Below are 15,580 nucleotides of genomic sequence, written 5' to 3'. Positions count from 1 at the left end.
CGTCATCCTCCCAGGGCGAGGTCCAGGGCCGTGGCCGCGAAGAGGACCAGGCTGATGGCCCCGTTGGCGGTGAAGAAGGCCATGTCCATCCGGGAGAGGTCGTCCGGCCGGACCACGCTGTGCTGGAGGATCATGAGGGCCGCGGTCACGGCGAGGCCGGCGGCATAGATCCACCCGAGGCCCGCCAGCCGCCCCACGGCGATGAAGGCCGCCAGGGCCACGACGTGGAAGGCCCGCGCCAACCGGAAGGCCGCCGGGACGCCCAGCCGGGCGGGTATGGAGTGGAGCCCGGCCGCCCGGTCGAAGGCCACGTCGAGGCAGGCGTAGAGGATGTCGAAACCGGCCACCCAGAAGAGGACCCCGGCGGCGAGGACCAGGGGCGTGAGGGAGACGGCGCCCCGGACGGCGATCCAGCCGGCGGCCGGGGCGATCCCCAGGGCCAGCCCGAGAAAGAGGTGGCACAGCGCGGTGAAGCGCTTGGTGTACGAATAGAGGAGGATGACCGCCAGCACCGGGGGCGAGAGGGCCAGCGCCAGGGGGTTGAGCCGCCAGGCGGCCACGAAGAAGAGGGCGGCGGAGGCCGCGATGAGCCCCCAGGTCTCGGCGGGCCGGACCTCCCCCCGGGGCAGGGCCCGGTCCCGGGTCCGGGGGTTTCTGGCGTCGAAGGGGAGGTCCACCAGCCGGTTGAAGGCCATGGCGCAGGTCCGTGCCCCCACCATGGCGGCGAGGATCCAGGCGGCGGTGGCCGCGTCCGGCGGCCCCCCGGCGGCGAGGAAGGCCCCGAGGTAGGCGAAGGGGAGCGCAAAGAGCGTGTGCTCGAACTTGATCATGTCGAGCAGCACGCGGAGCTTGTAGAATGGCCCCCGGGCCGCCCGGGGGGCGGGGCCGGGGTCTCGGGGGGAGGTGTCGGGGGCCGGTGGCTTCATCTCGGGTCGGCGTCGTCGGGCTCCGCCCCGTTCCAGTGCCGGAGGCCGGGGACGGGGATGCCCAGGAAGGCGGCGAGCCGCCGCGCGAACTGGTCCACAAGGTCGTCGAGGTCCGCCGGCCGGAGGTAGAAGGCCGGCATGGCCGGCCAGATGACGGCGCCCGCCTCGGCGGCCGCCAGCATATTTCGCAGGTGGACCCGGTTCAAGGGGGCCTCCCTGGGGACGAGCACCAGGGGCCGCCGTTCCTTGAGCATGCAGTCCGCCGCCCGGTGGACGAGGTTCCGGGAGAGCCCGTTGGCCACCGCCGCCAGGGTCCCCATGGTGCAGGGGAGGATCACCATCCCCCGCCAGGGGGTGGAGCCGCTGGCGGGGGGGGCGGCGAGGTCCCCGGCGGAATGGACGGCCGCCGCGAGGCGGGCGAGGTCCTCCGGCCGCCGCCCCGTCTCGATCTCGAGGACGCGGGCCCCCGCCTCGGAGACCACGAGGTGGACCTCGACCTCCGCCGCTTCCAGGATCTCGAGGAACCGAACGGCGTAGGGGGCGCCGCTGGCCCCGGTGACGGCGACGAGGAGAGGGGCGGCGGGCGCGCTTCCTGGGGGGGATTCGTGGACGGACATCGGCGGTCTCCAGCGGCGTTACCGGCCGGCGAGCTCCAGGCGCCGGCAGAGGGCGGCGGCCCGGCGGGCGGCGGCCGGGTCGGGGCGCATGGGCCGGGCGGCGCCCCGGGTGGCGTCCAGGCCCAGCCTGCCCCCATAGTGGGGGAGGGAAGGGGCGGGGTCAAGGTCGGGGTCCGGGACGACGAGGTCCCGCTCCGGGTCGAGGTCCGCCCCGAGGCGCCAGAGGACCTGGGAGGGATCCCGGAGGTCCACCTCCTCGTCGAAGGCGGCGATGAGCTTGAAGCCGCCGAGGAAGGGGGCGGAGAAGAGGGACCGGAGGACGTCCCGGCCATGGCCGCGGGCCACCCGGACCAGGGCGATGTGGCCGAAGAGGCCCTCCTCGGGCAGGTGGACGTCGAGGAGGCCGGGGTACCGGCGCCGCCACCAGGGGAGGAAGAGCCGCTCCGTGGCCCGGACGAACCAGCGGTCTTCCTGGGGGGGCGGCCCCACCTGGGTGGCGGGGAGGACGGCCCGATCCCGGCGGGTCACGGCCGTGACCCGGATCACCGGGGCGGAGACCGCCGGGGCGTAGCGGCCGGTGTGGTTGCCCGCGGGCCCCACCGGGCGCCGCTCGCCGGGCTGGATCCGGCCCTCCACCACGATCTCGGCCCCGGCGGGCACGGCGACGTCCACCGTCCGGCCCGGCACCACGGCCACCGGCGCGCCCTGGAGGAAGCCCGCCAGGGAGAGCTCGTCCAGGCCGGGCGGGAGCGGGACCGTGGCGGCGTAGGTGAGGGCCGTGGCGGGGCCGAGGGCCACGGCCACGTCCAGGGGGCGGCCCCCGGCCTCGGCGGCCCGGACGTGGGCGGCGGCCCCGGAGGCGGGGTGGCACCCGAGGCCCGCCGTCCGGGCGTCGAAGACCTGGACCCGGTACATCCCGGCGTTCACCTCGCCGGTCTCGGGGTGGCGGGTGAGGACCACGGGTAGGGTGAGGAAGGGGCCGCCGTCCCCGGGCCAGGCCAGGGGGACGGGGAGCTCCCCGAGGTCCGCCGCCCGGCCGTCCCGGACCACCTCCCGGCAGGGGGCCGCCGCCTCGTCCACCTCCGTCACCAGCGACCGGCGGGCCGCCGGGTCGAGGTCGAGGAACCGGAGGAAGCGGTCCCCGAGGTCTCCCAGGTCCGAAACACCCAGGGCGGCCGCCATGCGCCGGGCGGTCCCGAAGAGATTGGTGGCCACGGGGATGTCGAAGTCCCCCGGGCGCTCGAAGAGCAGGGCGGGCCCGCCGGCCGCGGCCACCCGCCGGGTGACCTCCCCGATCTCGAGACGGGGGGAGACCCGGTCCGGGATCCGCACCAATTCGCCCTCCACTTCGAGGGCCGACAGGAAGTCCCGGAGTTCCACGCCGCCGCCCTCAGGCCGGGCCGAGGGGATCCTCGGCGAGGCGCCCCGCCCGGCCGTCGGCGATGGCCTGCCGCGCCAGGGTGTCGGCCCGCTCGTTGTCGGCATGGCCCCGGTGGCCGCGGACCCAGCGCCATTCCACCCGGTGGCGCCGGCAGAGGGCGTCCAGCCGTTCCCACAGGTCCCGGTTCTTGACCGGGTGCCCGGCGGCGGTCCGCCAGCCGCGGCGCTTCCAGGCCGGCAGCCACTGGGTGATGCCCTGGCGGAGATACTGAGAATCGGTGGTGATCACCACGGTGCAGGGGCGCTTCAGGGCCTCCAGGGCCCGGATGGCGGCCAGCATCTCCATCCGGTTGTTGGTGGTGCGGGCCGACCAGCCGGCCAGTTCCTTCTCCGCCGCGCCGGAACGCAGGATGGCGGCGAAGCCCCCGGGGCCGGGGTTCCCGGAGCAGGCCCCGTCCGTGAAGACCCGGACGACGTCGCCGCCCGCGGGCCGATTCACCGGCCCTCCTTCCAGGCCGTGGTCAGGGTGACCACCCCCAGGGTGAGGGGGCGGCAGCGGACGTCCCGGAAGCCCGCCGCCTCCATGAGGGCGGCGAGTTCCGCGGGCGACGCGAAGGCCTCGATGGAATCGGCCAGGTAGCGGTAGGCCTCGGCGTCGCCGGAGATCGCCCCCGCCACGGCCGGCAGCACGCGGTGGAGGTAGAAGCGGTAGAGGGGGGCGAAGGCGGGGTTTTCGGGCCGGGAGAACTCCAGGATGACCGCCTTGCCGCCGGGGACGAGCACCCGGTGCATCTCGGCCAGGCCCCGGCGCAGGTCGGCGAGGTTGCGGACCCCGAAGGCCACCGTGACCGCCGCGACGCTGGCGTCGGCCAGCGGCAGCCGCTCCCCGTCGCCGCAGGCCGGGTGGATCCGCGCCCCTTCCGGCCGTCGCCGCATCCGGGCCGTCCCCTCACGCAGCATGTCCAGGCAGAAGTCCACCGCCGCCACCGGGCCGGCCCCGGCCCGGACGATGGCGGCCGAGAGGGGGAGGGTCCCGGCGCAGAGGTCCAGGACCGGCCCGGGCGGGGCGCCGGCCGCCTCCAGGGCCGCCGCGCGCCGCCACCGCCGGTCGATGCCCAGGCTGAGGAGGGTGTTCAGGAGGTCGTAGCGGCCGGTGACGGCGGCGAACTTGCGACGGACGAAGGAGCGCTTTTCGGGGCCGGCGGGGACGTCCACGGGTCAGGAGGCGAGGGACCGGACGGCCGGCGGGGCCTCGGCGGCATCGTCCCCCGGCAGCGGGAGGAGTTCGAGGGCGGGGACCTCGGGGAGGGCGCCCAGGGCGTGGAGCCGCCGGAAGAAGTGACGGAGCCCGCGGCGCTTGGCCGCGTCGAGGTCCAGCTCGATGCCCCGGAGGTAGTCGAGGCAGGCCTCCGGGCTCATGGGGATGCGGGGCGCCACGGCCCGGCTGATGCGGCCGAGGGCGGCCCGCCCCGCCCTGAGACAGCTCCGGAGCCTCCGGTAGAGGGCCCGGACGGCCTCCGGGTCGCGCCGCCAGGCCTCCTTCCGGACCGCCCACACGGCGAAGACGAACGGGAGCCCCGTCCGGCGTCGCCAGATGTCGGCCAGGTCCAGGCGGATCCATGGATCCGGGTCGGCGGCGAGCCGCAGGGCCTCGTCGCCGATGGCCAGGTAGGCCCCCATGCTCGGATCCCGGAGGTGGGGCGGGGGCAGTTCCCCGGTGACGTAGCGCGGGCGGAGGCCGAGGATGTCCTCGAGCAGGATCCGGAGCAGGTGCACCGAGGTGGCGGAATGGGGTGTCAGGCGGATGGTCCGGCCGTCGAGTTCCTCCACGGGGACGCGGCTGTAGAGGATGACGCTGCCCACCGGCCCCGTGGCGCTGATGCCGAGGTCCGGGAAGATGGCGGTCCTGGCGTGGAGTTGGGCGTAGGCGAAGGCCGAGACCAGCCCCACGTCCAGCCGGCCCTCGGCCAGGAGGCGGTTGAGGCGGGTGGGCGGGGCCTCCGTCACCTCGAAGCGGGGGTCTTCGCCCATCTCCTTCCAGGGGAGGTAGATGGGGGCGGTGTTGATGAAGTTCACCATGCCGACCCGGAGCCGGGGGCGGCGCGGCGCGGGCGTCGTCTTCACGGGGTGTCCTCGATCCAGTAGCAGACCGCCTTGTCCTGGGCGGACGCATGGATCACGAATTCTAACACATCCGAGGGCCGGCCGGGAGCCGGGCCGACGGCCAGGAAGGCGGCGACCCGACCCCGGCTCAGGGTGCCGAGCTCGCGCTGGAGGGCGAGCGCCCGGGCGCCGCCTCGGGTGGCGGCCTCGATGACCGCCCCCGGCGGAAGGCCCGGCGCCAGGCGGGCGAGGCTGGCCATCTCGGCGAAGACCGAGAGGTTGTCGTTGCTGGCCAGGCTGTCGGTGCCGAGCGCCAGGGGGACGCCGGCCGCGTGGAGGCGCTCGGCCGGGGGCGGGCCCACCCCGAGAAAGACGTTGCTTCTCGGGCAGAGGCAGGCGGCGGCGCCGCTTTCGGCCAAGAGCGCCTCGTCGCCGGGTTCCAGGTGGACGCAGTGGATGCACAGGGTCCCGGGGTCCAGGAGGCCCAGGCGGTGGAGCGCCGCCACGGGCGAGCACCCCGCCGGGCGAAACCCCGGGGGAATGTGGCCGCGCTCCTCGAGGAATTCCCTTATGGGACCGGTCCCGTCGCGGAGGAAGGCCACCTCCTCCGGCGATTCCGCCACGTGGACGGCGAAGGGGAGGCCGTGGTCGCGGTCCCATGCCTTGATGGCCCGGAGGAGGTCCGGGGCCACCGAGTAGGGGGCGTGGGCCGACAGCGCCACCCGGAACTTGCCGCCCGGAGGGTCGGGAGTCTCGGCATGAAGCTCCCCTGGATCCTGGCTGTCGCCCCCGGGGGCGATCACCTCCCGGAAGAAGACGCCGTGGAGCGGCCAGGCCTCCGGGTCCTTGGCGGCCAGGCGGGGGACGAGGGGGGTGTTGCCCACGTCGCCCACGGCGAGGACGCCGTTGATGGCCATGTCCAGGGCGGCCTCCTCGGCGGCGGGTTCCCATTCCGCCGGGTCGGCCTGCTCCCGGGCCGCCACCAGGGCCCGGACCCAGGCGGCGAAGCTCCCGGCCGGCGCGAGCCGCCCCCGGAGGGCGGAGAGCTCGAGGTGGCAGTGGGCGTTGACCATGGCGGGCATGAAGACCACGTCGCCGTGGTCGTGGGTCTCGGCGTGGTAGCGGGTGCGAAGCTCCCGGGCCGGGCCCACGTCCACGATCCGCCCGCCGAAGGTGGCCACGGCGCCGCCCTCCAGGGGCGGGGAGGCCACGGGGACCACCCAGCGGGCCAGGTGGAGGCGCAGGGCCTCGGGCTCGGCCGCCTCCGCCGCGCCGCCGGGGCGGTATCGGTTCGGGACGGGTTTCACGGGGCCGGGCGCCGGGCGGACCCGGCGGCGATGCAGGACGGGTGGCAGGGCATGCCGGGGGGCGGGGCTAGCGGCCGACCGGCCGGTAGTCCATGGTCCGCTGCCGCGGGGTGAAGCCGGCCTCCCGGATGAGGCGGCGGATCTCGTCTTCCGCCAGGCGGTGGCTGACGCCGGCGGCCGCCACGACGTTTTCCTCGATCATGGTGCTGCCGAAGTCGTTGGCGCCGAAGAAGAGGGCGATCTGGGCCACCTTCGGGCCCTGGGTCACCCAGGAGGCCTGGATGTTGGCGAAGTTGTCGAGCACCAGGCGCGAGACCGCCAGGGTCCGGAGGTAGTCGTGCCCGGTGGCCGGGGGGAGGTCCTTCAGGGCGGTGTTGCCGGGCTGGAACGGCCAGCAGATGAAGGCGGTGAAGCCCCCGGTCCGGTCCTGGAGGTCCCGGAGCCGGAGGAGGTGCTCGATCCGCTCCGCCGGGGTCTCCACGTGGCCGAACATCATGGTGGCCGTGGTCCGGAGCCCCAGCCCGTGGGCCGTCTCCATCACCGCGAGCCACTGGTCCGCCGTGGCCTTTCGCGGCGAGATCTCGCGCCGCACCCGGTCCACCAGGATCTCGGCCCCGCCGCCGGGGATGGACTTGAGGCCGGCGGCCACGAGCCGCCGGAGGACCTCCTCCACCGTGAGGCCGCTGCGGTCCGCGAAGTAGACGATCTCCGGCGGCGAGAAGGCGTGGCAGTGGACCCCGAACCAGCCGTTGATGTAGTCCAGCATCTCCTCGTAGAACTCCAGGGGGAGGTCCGGGTTGAGCCCGCCCTGGAGGAGGACCTGGGTGCCGCCGAGCTTCAGGGTCTCCTCGACCTTTCGGCCCAGCTCCTCCCGGGAGAGGACGTAGGCCTCGGGGTGGCCCGGCGGCCGGAAGTAGGCGCAGAACCGGCAGCCCGAGACGCAGACGTTGGTGTAGTTGATGTTCCGGTCGATGACGTAGGTCACCACGGGCTCGGGGTGGCGCTGGCGGCGGACCTCGTCGGCCAGCTGCCCGAGGAGCAGGAGGTCCGCCTCCTCGAGGAGGACCAGGGCCTCTTCGCCCGAGAGGCGCTTTCCGGCCCGGACCTTTTCCACCAGGGTATCCATCACGCCACCCGCTCGTAGAGGGTGTCCCGCTCCACCGGTTCCCGGCCGGCGGCCCGGATGAGGCGCTCCATCTCGGTGCGGGCCATGGCCTGCTCGGTCTCCGCGCCGGCCATGTGGGTGATCCGCTCCTCGAGGACCGTGCCGTCGAGGTCGTCGGCGCCGAAGGAGAGGGCGATCTGGGCCACCTTGGGCCCGAGCATCACCCAGTAGGCCTTGATGTGGGGGATGTTGTCCAGGACGAGGCGCGCCACGGCGATGTTGCGCAGGTCCTCCACGCCCCCCGTCCGGGAGAGGTCGGCGAGGTCGGTGTTCTTCGGGTGGAAGGCCAGGGGGATGAAGCACAGGAAGCCGCCGGTCTCGTCCTGGGCCTCGCGGAGGGCGAGGAGGTGCTCGATGCGCTCGCGGACGGTCTCGATGTGGCCGTAGAGCATGGTGGCGTTGCTCTTGAGGCCCAGCCGGTGGGCCGCCTTGGCCACGGCGATCCAGTCTTTTCCGGGGAGCTTGTCCGGGCAGAGCCGCTCGCGGACCCGGGGGCTGAAGACCTCGGCCCCGCCGCCGGGGATGGAGCCGAGCCCGGCCGCCTTGAGGTCTTCGAGGACCGCCTCGATGGATTTCCCGGCGAGGTCCGCCATGTGGGCGATCTCCACGCAGGTGAAGGCCTGGATGTGGACCCCGGGGCGTTCGGCCTTCACGGTCCGGAGCAGGTCGAGGTAGTAATCGTAGGGGAGGTCCGGGTGGCAGCCGCCCACGATGTGGATCTCTCGGACCGGCTCGTCCCTGCGTTCCCGGACCTTGGCCGCGATCTCGTCGAGGTCCATCTGGTAGGCCGCCGGGTCGTCCTTGGGCTTCCCGAAGGCGCAGAAGCGGCAGAGGTTGACGCAGACGTTGGAGTAGTTGATGTGCTGGTTGTAGATGTAGTAGGCGGCGTCGCCGTTCAGCCGCTCGCGGACGATGTTGGCGAGAAAGCCCAAGAGCGGCAGGTGCGGCGTGGCGTAGAGCCGCTCGGCATCGCCGGCGTCGAGCCGGGCGCCCGCCTGGACCTTTTCATAGATGCCGAAGAGATCGGCCTTTTTGAGTGCCTGCAGCATGTGCGCCCGGGGCCCGCTTCCTTCCCCCGGCCGTCGGTTCCGGCCGGCTTCCGGGCTCATGGGTAACAGAGAAGGGGGACGGCCGCAACCGGCGCAGGGCGCATCAGGGGGCGTTCTTGGCCTTCTTGTGTCGGTACATGAGTTCGTCGGCCCGGGCCAGCATCTCGGTGATGGTGCAGTCGTCCTCCATGGTGCAGGCCGCCCGCCCGATGCTGACGGAGAGCCGCCGGTCGGCCTCGACCCCGGCGTTGTAGGCCTCGATGGCCTTCAGGATCCTCTTCTCCAGGGCCTTGCCGGCGTCTTTCCCCGAGACCTGGGCGAGGACGGCGAACTCGTCGCCGCCGACCCGGGCCACCACGTCCGGCTCGCGCACCACCTTCCGGAGGAGGGTGCCGAGGGCGGCCAGCGCCTGGTCCCCCGCCTCGTGGCCCATCCGGTCGTTGATGGCCTTCAGGTTGTCCATGTCCACGAAGAGGAGTTCGAGCACCGCCCCCGCCCGCCGCGCCGTCTTGAAGACCTGGGCCGCCAGGGTGAAGAAGCCCCGGCGGTTGTTGCAGCCCGTGAGCTCGTCGGTGAGGGTGAGGGACCTGAGCTCCATGCGGAGCCGGTAGCGTTCCCGGGCGTAGCGGAGCGAGCGGACGATGAGGGCCGGGTCGGCCTGGCCCTTGAAGAGGTAGTCCTCGGCGCCGCGGCGGACCGCCTCCAGGGCGAGCTGCTCGTCTTCCACCGCCGAGATGATCACCACGGGGGTGTCCGCCGCCCGGGCCTGGACCCGGTCGAGGACCTCGAGGCCCCGGCCGTCGGGGAGGTTGAGGTCCAGGAGGACTATGTCGCAGCCCATGCGGTCGAGGTAGCCTTCGGCCTTGCGCAGGGTGTCCACGTGGTGCACGTCGAACTCGTGGGTGGCCTTCGCCGCCAGGATCTCCTGGATGAGGGCGGCGTCGGTGGGGTTGTCCTCCACGAGGAGGATGCACACCGGCTCGGGCGGGTTCGGGTCGCCTTGGGGGTTCATCTCTTTGTCCCCTTGGATTTTTCCCGGCGGGGCGGCAAGATCCCCGCCATGATCCATGCTAGGATACCATGAGCAGGCGGCGCGGGGAATCTCCCGGATCCGTGGCGGCGTTGCGACGCATTGGGGCGTGTTGTCTGGAACTCGAGGCCGTGGGCGAAGCATGATCCTCACATGGCGGCCCCGCCGCCCTTCGGGCGCCCGATGACGGGCCATCTGCCCGAGTTGGCAACTCTATACGCAACGTTGCCGCCTTGCACCTGGCTCGTCCTTGAACGCCCACGGATCCAGGCATCTTGCAAGACGCGGCGCCGCCGGGAGGTGCCTCCATGTGGCGATGGCTCGACGACGTCCCGTTTTCCTTGCTGGCCGCGGTGGCGGTGTTCATGGCGCTGGCGCCCTTTCACCCCGAGCCGCACCTCTGGCAGAAGCTGAAGATGCTCTTTTCCGGGACGCTCCGGCGGCCGCTGGACGTCTTCGACCTCTTCTGGCACGCCCTGCCCTTGGTGCTGCTGGGAATCAAGGCGGCCCGGGCTCTTGGCCGGGGCTGAAGCAGCGGTCTCATCAGCGGTAGTGGCGCCGGATCTCCGAGGCGTAACGCATCCCCACGGCGTGGGCGTTGCGGCGGAGCCACTCGTCGAAGCGCGTGGGGCAGCGGGGCGGCTCGCGTGAGACGAGGAGGCCCTCCTTGAGGCCCGTGAGCTCGTCCGGGGTGAGGACCACGTCGCCCAGAAGCCACCCGGCCGCCCGGGCCACGGCCAGCACCACCCGGTCCGGGAGGTGAAGGATGGGGGTCCGGAGCCCGAGGACCTCCCGGATCCGCCGGACGAGGCCCTCGTAGGTGAAGGTCTCCGGGCCGGCGGCGTCCACGGTGCAGTCACGGGTGTCTCGGCCCAGCTCCACCATGAGGGCGGCGAGGTCGTCCACGTGGACCGGCTGGATGCCGTAGGCGCCGTCCCCCGCCACCCCGAAGACGGGCAGCCGCCGAAGGAGGTAGGCGATGTTGTTGATGAGGATGTCGCCCGGCCCGAAGAGCACCGTGGGGCGGACCACGGCATGGGAGACGCCGAGCCCGGCCAGGTCCGCCTCGAGCTCCGCCTTTCCGCGGTAGTAGGGGAGGTCCGGGTCCGTCTCCGGGTTGGCGATGCTCACGTGGACGATCCGCTCCACCCCGGCCTCCAGGGCGGCCCGGAAGAGGGCCCGGGTGTTGCGGACGGCGGCCGCGAAGGTGGCCGATCCCCGCTCGAACCGGATCCAGTAGGTGTTGTAGAGGACGCGGGTGCCGGCCAGCGAGGCGGCCATGGCCGCCGGGTCGTCGAACCGGTATGGGTGGACGGCCACGCGGCCGCCGAAGGGGTCCGGCCGGTCCGGGTGCCCGGTGAGGGTGTGGACCTCGTGGCCCGCCTCGAGCAGCCGGCGGGCCAGGAACCGGCCCGTGAAGCCGAAGGCCCCGGTGACGGTATGCCGCTCGGCGCGCGTCACGGCCGAGGTGCCCCGCCCCCGGCGACGACCGGCCAGGCGGCCAGGTCGTGACCCGAGGGCTTTTGGAAGACCCGCAGGCCGAACTCCGGCAGCGCCGCCAGCAGGTGGTCGAAGATGTCGGACTGGATGGCCTCGTAGGCCGCCCACGCCGTGGTGTCGGTGAAGGCGTAGACCTGGAGTGGGAGTCCCTCCGGGGTCGGGGCGAGCTGGCGCACGAGGAGGGTCATGTCCTGCCGGATGCGGGGGTGGTGGCGGAGGTAGGCCTCCACGTAGGCACGGAAGGTGCCGAGGTTGGTCATCCGGCGGCCGTTGACCGGGACGGAGGCGTCCACGCCGCGGGCCGCGTTGTAGGTCGCCAGTTCCGCCTCCTTCCGGGCGATGTAGTCCGCCAGGATCTGGATCCGGCGCAGGCGTTCCAGGAGGTCCGGGTCGCAGAACCGGACGCTGGTCTGGTCCAGGTAGAGGGCCCGGGCGATGCGCCGGCCGCCGGCCTCCTGCATGCCCCGCCAGTTCCGGAAGGATTCCTCGATGAGCTTGTAGGTGGGGATGGTGGTGATGGTCTTGTCCCAGTTCTGGACCTTCACGGTGTGGAGGGCCATCTCCACCACGTCGCCGTCGGCGTGGTACTTGGGCATCTCGATCCAATCCCCCACCCGGACCATGTCGTTGGAGGCGATCTCGAGGCTGGCCACCAGGGAGAGGATGGTGTCTCGGAAGACGAAGAGCAGGACGGCGGTGAGCGCACCCACCCCGCTCAGGAAGACCCACGGGGAGCGCCCGAGGAGGAGGGAGACCGTGCAAACGCCGCCCACCACCCACAGGAAGATCTTGAGGACCTGGATGTAGCCCTTCACGGGCCGGCGCTGCGAGACGGGGTAGGTCCGGTAGATGTCGTCGGCGGCGGACAGGAGCCGCTCGAGGAGGACCAGCAGCACCAGGAAGGCATAGGCGCCGAGGACCCGGTCCGCCGGTTCCTGGACGGCGGGGAAGCGGTGGCGCCCCAGGTGGAGGACGAGGGCCGGGGCGATCCAGGCCAGCGGTTCGAAGACCCTGCGGGCGGCGAGGGCGTCGTCCCAGGTGGTCCGGGTGCGGCGGACCGCGGCGTGGAGGGGGCGGAGCAGAAACCGGCGGGTGGCGGCGAAGGCGGCGGCCGCGGCGGCGACGAGACCCGCGGCGGCGATCCAGTCCCGGGCGTAGGCCTCGTCGAGGAGTGCTGTCAGTTGGGGGACCAGTTCCATGGGCGTCGGGCCTCGGCTCCGTCTCCGGATCTCTAGCACGGCTTCGGGCCGGTGCCAAGGCCGGGGGCGCGGGGGGTCACCCGGCTCTGCTCCCCGAGAGGGCCTCGTAGCCCGCCACCACGTCGAGGAGCTCCCCGGTGATGGCCTCCTGCCGCTCGCGGTTGTACCGGGTGCGGAGTTCCTGGAGCCGGTCGGAGATGTTGCGTTCCGCGGCCTGCATGGCGAGCATCCGCGCCCCGTGTTCCCCGGCCAGGGATTCGGCGGTGGTTCGGAAGAGCACCGCGAAGAGGTATTCCCGCACCAGTGCCGGGAAGAGGCGTGCGGGCGACAGGGAGAAGGCGGGGCGGGAGCGCGAGGGCCAGGGGCGCCCGGCCAGGTGGGCGAACCGGTCGGGGTCCACCGGGAGGAGGCGGGTCCGGCGGGGCCGGGGCAGGGGATGGCCGGCCGGGCGGGCGTTGTGGAAGAGGAGGACGGTGAGGTCCGGGTCCGCCGCCATCCAGGCGTCGATTTCGAGGAGGAGGTCCTGGACGGTCCCGGTGATGGCCTCCGCCGAGGCGGGGAGCGATCGGGTCTTCTCCGGCTCGAGGCCCAGGGCGGCCAGGTGTCCTCCCGCCCGGTAGCCCACGGCCATGAGGCGGAGCCCGGCGCCCCCGGCGGCCGGCCGGAGGTGCTCGGCGGCGAAGAGGGCGACGTCCTCGTTGAAGCGGCCGCAGAGGCCGTGGTCCGAGCCGAAGACCACGGCACCGAGGCGTCCTCCGCCGGGGCGGCGGCGTCGGTCCGCCGGGGCGGCGGGCCGGAGGCCCGCTCCCAGCACGGCCTGGAGGCCGAGTTCCACCGTCCGCTGGTATTCCGCCAGGGCCTCCGCCGCCCGCTCGTACTGCCGGATGCTCGCCCCCGAAAGCGCCTTCATGGTCCGGACCACCGACTGGAGGTCGGTCACGGTGGCGATGGTCCGCTCCAGGGCGTCAAGGGCGGGCATCCGGCTCCTCCATGGCCCCGGCGTCGGCCGGGGGCGCCCACGGGGCCAGCGCCGCCCGGATCACCGCCGCCATCCGGTCGAGGTCGTCGGGCGCCAGGGGCGCCCCGGCCTCGATCCGGGCGCAGGTCTCGGGGAGCTCCCGGGCCACCGCCTCCCGCGCCAGTTCCTCCGCCCGGGCCATGTCGTCCAGGGGCACCGCGTCGAAGAGGCCCCGGGCGGCGGCCAGGAGCGCGGCGAGCTGGAGGGCGGGGGGGAGGGGACGGTACTGGTCCTGCTTGAGGACCTCCCGCACCCGCCGCCCGCGCTCCAGGGCCTGCCGGGTGGCGTCGTCGAGCCGGGTGCCGAAGCGGGCGAAGGTCTCGAGCTCCTCGAACTGGGCGTAGGCGAGGCGCAGCTCCCCCGTGACGGCCCGGTAGGCCGGCAGCTGGGCCTTGCCTCCCACCCGGGAGACGGAGCGCCCCACGTCCACCGCCGGCAGCAGCCCCTTCTGGAAGTGGTCCGGCGAGAGGTAGACCTGGCCGTCGGTGATGGAGATGAGGTTGGTGGGGATGTAGGCGGAGAGGTTGCCCGCCTCGGTCTCGGCGATGGGGAGGGCGGTGAGGGAGCCGCCCCCGAGGTCCTCGCGGAGGCGGGTGGCGCGTTCGAGGAGCCGGGAGTGGATGTAGAAGATGTCGCCGGGGAAGGCCTCGCGGCCGGGCGGCCGGCGCAGCAGCAGGCTCAGCTCCCGGTAGGCCTGGGCGTGGTGGGTGAGGTCGTCGTAGACCACGAGGACGTCGCGGCCCCGTTCCACGAAGTACTCCGCCATGGTGGTGGCGGCATAGGGCGTGATGAACTGGAGCCCGGCCGGGTCGTCGCCGGAGGCCACCACCACGATGCACCGGTCGAGGGCCCCGTGGCGGCGGAGGTCTTCCACCACCCGCGCCACGGCGGCGGTGCGCTGCCCCACGGCGCAGTAGACGCCGATGACGTCGTCGGGGCGCTGGTTCAGGATGGCCTCCAGGGCGAGGGTGGTCTTCCCGGTCTGGCGGTCGCCGAGGATCAGCTCCCGCTGCCCGCGGCCGATGGGGACCATGGCGTCCACCACCTTGAGGCCGGTGGCCAGGGGGACGCTGACCGGGGCGCGGTCCATGATGGCCGGGGCCTGCCGTTCCACCGGCCAGCGGTCCTCGGCGGCGACGGGGCCCTTGCCGTCCAGGGGGCGGCCCGTGGCGTCGAGGACTCGGCCGAGGAGGCCGAGCCCCACCGGGGTGTCCACCACGCGGCCCGTCCGACGCACCGGCGAGCCGGCCGCCAGGGAGGGATGGTCGCCCAGGAGGATGACGCCGACCTCCCCGGGGTCCAGGTTGAAGGCGATGCCCAGGACGCCGCCGTTCATCCGGAGGAGTTCCTGGGAGCGGACCCCGGCCACCCCGCCGACCCGGGCGACGCCGTTTCCGACGTCGAGGACTCGGCCGAACTCCCGGGCCTCGAGGCGCGGCGGCGCCGAGTCGGCCAGGGCGTCGAAGGCCGCCGCGGTTTGGGCCAGTGCCTCGTCGAGCAGGGCCACGGCCGTGCCTCTCAGCCCGGCGTCCCGGTCGGCTCCGGGGCCGACAGGGCCGCCTCGAGCCGCTCATCGAGCCCCTGGAGGTGGTCGGCGGCGTTCCACTCCACGGTGACCTCGGGGGTTCGGAGGGCGAGGCCGGCCACGAGGTCCGGCGCCTCGGTGAAGCGGATCCGCCGGGGGCCGGTGATCTCCTGGACGGCGGCGGCGATCCGGTCGCGGAGGCCGGCGGGGAGGGGGGCGGCGGAGGCGACCTCGACCTCTCCCGCGTCGCCCTCCGCCAGCCGCCGCCGGTCTTCGTCGCCGAGGGCGGCGAGCCGTTCCAGGAAGGCCTCGGCGATCCGTTCCTCCACGGGGGGGCCGCCCAGGTCGCGGAGCACCGTCCCCGCCGCCGCAAGGGCCATCCGGGCCAACTCGCGCCGGACCCGGGCGAGGAAGTCCGCCCGTTCCCGCTCCACGTCGCGCCGCCAGCGGCGGCGCAGTTCCTCCACCTCGGCCCGGGCCTCTCGGAGGAGATCCTTCCGGAGGGCCTCGGCGGCCGTCCGGGCCTCGGCCAGGAGGGCCTCTCGCTGGGCCTCGATCTCCCGGACCTTTTCCTGGTAGGCCGCGGCCTCGCGCCGGGCGGCGGCCTCGCGCCGCTCGGCGGCCGCGATCCGCTCGGCGATGCCGCGTTCCCGCCGGTCCATGGCCCGGATCACGGGCCCGTAGAGGAACCGCTTGAGCAGGAAGACCAGGACCAGGAAGTTCACGGCCTGGGCCACGGCCGTGGGCCAGTGGATCTCCAC

Annotated in this window: 16 protein-coding genes; 1 reads left to right on the top strand and 15 read right to left on the bottom strand. The window is 73.7% G+C overall.

From position 1 onward, the window contains the following. Positions 1 to 2 precede the first annotated feature (2 nt). The 10 genes from HCU62_RS05355 to HCU62_RS05310 form a co-directional block, all read right to left on the bottom strand. Positions 3 to 926: a UbiA-like polyprenyltransferase gene (locus HCU62_RS05355; protein ID WP_169755478.1), complete on the bottom strand. Its 924-nt coding sequence runs from the start codon at positions 924 to 926 to the stop codon at positions 3 to 5. After that, complete coding sequence (locus HCU62_RS05350; RefSeq protein ID WP_163300042.1) at positions 923 to 1,543, bottom strand: UbiX family flavin prenyltransferase; 621 nt, start codon at positions 1,541 to 1,543, stop codon at positions 923 to 925. Before HCU62_RS05350 ends, HCU62_RS05355 begins: the two co-directional genes overlap by 4 nt. 18 nt (positions 1,544 to 1,561) lie before the next feature. After that, complete coding sequence (locus HCU62_RS05345) at positions 1,562 to 2,923, bottom strand: UbiD family decarboxylase (protein WP_169755477.1); 1,362 nt, start codon at positions 2,921 to 2,923, stop codon at positions 1,562 to 1,564. A gap of 10 nt (positions 2,924 to 2,933) precedes the next feature. Continuing rightward, on the bottom strand, positions 2,934 to 3,422 hold the full coding sequence (rnhA, locus tag HCU62_RS05340) for a ribonuclease HI (RefSeq protein WP_163299768.1): 489 nt from the start codon (positions 3,420 to 3,422) through the stop codon (positions 2,934 to 2,936). Beyond that, entirely contained in the window at positions 3,419 to 4,138 is a 720-nt protein-coding gene (locus tag HCU62_RS05335) for a ubiquinone/menaquinone biosynthesis methyltransferase (protein ID WP_163299770.1), read from the bottom strand. Before HCU62_RS05335 ends, rnhA begins: the two co-directional genes overlap by 4 nt. Before the next feature lie 3 nt (positions 4,139 to 4,141). Next, positions 4,142 to 5,047, bottom strand: a complete 906-nt coding sequence (locus HCU62_RS05330) for an MqnA/MqnD/SBP family protein (RefSeq protein WP_169755476.1) — start codon at positions 5,045 to 5,047, stop codon at positions 4,142 to 4,144. Continuing rightward, complete coding sequence (locus tag HCU62_RS05325) at positions 5,044 to 6,333, bottom strand: amidohydrolase family protein (protein WP_163299308.1); 1,290 nt, start codon at positions 6,331 to 6,333, stop codon at positions 5,044 to 5,046. Before HCU62_RS05325 ends, HCU62_RS05330 begins: the two co-directional genes overlap by 4 nt. A 67-nt stretch (positions 6,334 to 6,400) precedes the next feature. Continuing rightward, complete coding sequence (gene mqnC / locus HCU62_RS05320) at positions 6,401 to 7,459, bottom strand: cyclic dehypoxanthinyl futalosine synthase (RefSeq protein ID WP_163299313.1); 1,059 nt, start codon at positions 7,457 to 7,459, stop codon at positions 6,401 to 6,403. Continuing rightward, complete coding sequence (gene mqnE, locus HCU62_RS05315) at positions 7,459 to 8,547, bottom strand: aminofutalosine synthase MqnE (protein ID WP_163299309.1); 1,089 nt, start codon at positions 8,545 to 8,547, stop codon at positions 7,459 to 7,461. The genes mqnC and mqnE overlap by 1 nt, the downstream gene beginning before the upstream one ends. A 103-nt stretch (positions 8,548 to 8,650) precedes the next feature. Then, positions 8,651 to 9,559 carry a GGDEF domain-containing response regulator gene (locus tag HCU62_RS05310; RefSeq protein ID WP_163299310.1) on the bottom strand — a complete coding sequence of 303 codons (909 nt, stop codon included), beginning with the start codon at positions 9,557 to 9,559 and terminating at the stop codon, positions 8,651 to 8,653. A 326-nt stretch (positions 9,560 to 9,885) separates the two neighbouring features. Here HCU62_RS05310 and HCU62_RS05305 point away from each other — a divergent pair, with 326 nt between their 5' ends. Further along, positions 9,886 to 10,107 carry an RND transporter gene (locus tag HCU62_RS05305; RefSeq protein WP_163299311.1) on the top strand — a complete coding sequence of 74 codons (222 nt, stop codon included), beginning with the start codon at positions 9,886 to 9,888 and terminating at the stop codon, positions 10,105 to 10,107. Between the two features lie 13 nt (positions 10,108 to 10,120). Here HCU62_RS05305 and HCU62_RS05300 read toward each other — a convergent pair whose 3' ends face one another. From HCU62_RS05300 to atpF, 5 genes are all read right to left on the bottom strand, one after another. Beyond that, positions 10,121 to 11,038 carry an NAD-dependent epimerase/dehydratase family protein gene (locus HCU62_RS05300; protein WP_163299312.1) on the bottom strand — a complete coding sequence of 306 codons (918 nt, stop codon included), beginning with the start codon at positions 11,036 to 11,038 and terminating at the stop codon, positions 10,121 to 10,123. Continuing rightward, the gene (locus HCU62_RS05295) at positions 11,035 to 12,276 is read right to left on the bottom strand and encodes a mechanosensitive ion channel family protein (RefSeq protein ID WP_169755475.1); all 1,242 of its coding nucleotides are present in this window, start codon (positions 12,274 to 12,276) and stop codon (positions 11,035 to 11,037) included. Before HCU62_RS05295 ends, HCU62_RS05300 begins: the two co-directional genes overlap by 4 nt. A gap of 76 nt (positions 12,277 to 12,352) precedes the next feature. After that, positions 12,353 to 13,255, bottom strand: a complete 903-nt coding sequence (locus tag HCU62_RS05290; RefSeq protein ID WP_169755474.1) for a F0F1 ATP synthase subunit gamma — start codon at positions 13,253 to 13,255, stop codon at positions 12,353 to 12,355. After that, entirely contained in the window at positions 13,242 to 14,816 is a 1,575-nt protein-coding gene (locus tag HCU62_RS05285) for an alternate F1F0 ATPase, F1 subunit alpha (RefSeq protein WP_425484840.1), read from the bottom strand. The genes HCU62_RS05290 and HCU62_RS05285 overlap by 14 nt, the downstream gene beginning before the upstream one ends. After that, complete coding sequence (atpF, locus tag HCU62_RS05280) at positions 14,813 to 15,580, bottom strand: F0F1 ATP synthase subunit B (RefSeq protein ID WP_163297765.1); 768 nt, start codon at positions 15,578 to 15,580, stop codon at positions 14,813 to 14,815. The genes HCU62_RS05285 and atpF overlap by 4 nt, the downstream gene beginning before the upstream one ends.

The sequence above is a fragment of the Dissulfurirhabdus thermomarina genome, from assembly GCF_012979235.1.
Lineage (GTDB): Bacteria > Desulfobacterota > Dissulfuribacteria > Dissulfuribacterales > Dissulfurirhabdaceae > Dissulfurirhabdus > Dissulfurirhabdus thermomarina.
This window is presented reverse-complemented; position numbering and strand designations above follow the sequence as displayed.

Bases quoted from the DNA above. Each gene is read 5' to 3' on its own strand.
- HCU62_RS05355 (WP_169755478.1), bottom strand. From the start codon at position 926: ATGAAGCCACCGGCCCCCGACACCTCCCCCCGAGACCCCGGCCCCGCC.
- HCU62_RS05350 (WP_163300042.1), bottom strand. From the start codon at position 1,543: ATGTCCGTCCACGAATCCCCCCCAGGAAGCGCGCCCGCCGCCCCTCTC.
- mqnC (WP_163299313.1), bottom strand. From the start codon at position 7,459: ATGGATACCCTGGTGGAAAAGGTCCGGGCCGGAAAGCGCCTCTCGGGC.
- mqnE (WP_163299309.1), bottom strand. From the start codon at position 8,547: ATGCTGCAGGCACTCAAAAAGGCCGATCTCTTCGGCATCTATGAAAAG.
- HCU62_RS05310 (WP_163299310.1), bottom strand. From the start codon at position 9,559: ATGAACCCCCAAGGCGACCCGAACCCGCCCGAGCCGGTGTGCATCCTC.
- HCU62_RS05305 (WP_163299311.1), top strand. From the start codon at position 9,886: ATGTGGCGATGGCTCGACGACGTCCCGTTTTCCTTGCTGGCCGCGGTG.
- HCU62_RS05295 (WP_169755475.1), bottom strand. From the start codon at position 12,276: ATGGAACTGGTCCCCCAACTGACAGCACTCCTCGACGAGGCCTACGCC.
- HCU62_RS05290 (WP_169755474.1), bottom strand. From the start codon at position 13,255: ATGCCCGCCCTTGACGCCCTGGAGCGGACCATCGCCACCGTGACCGAC.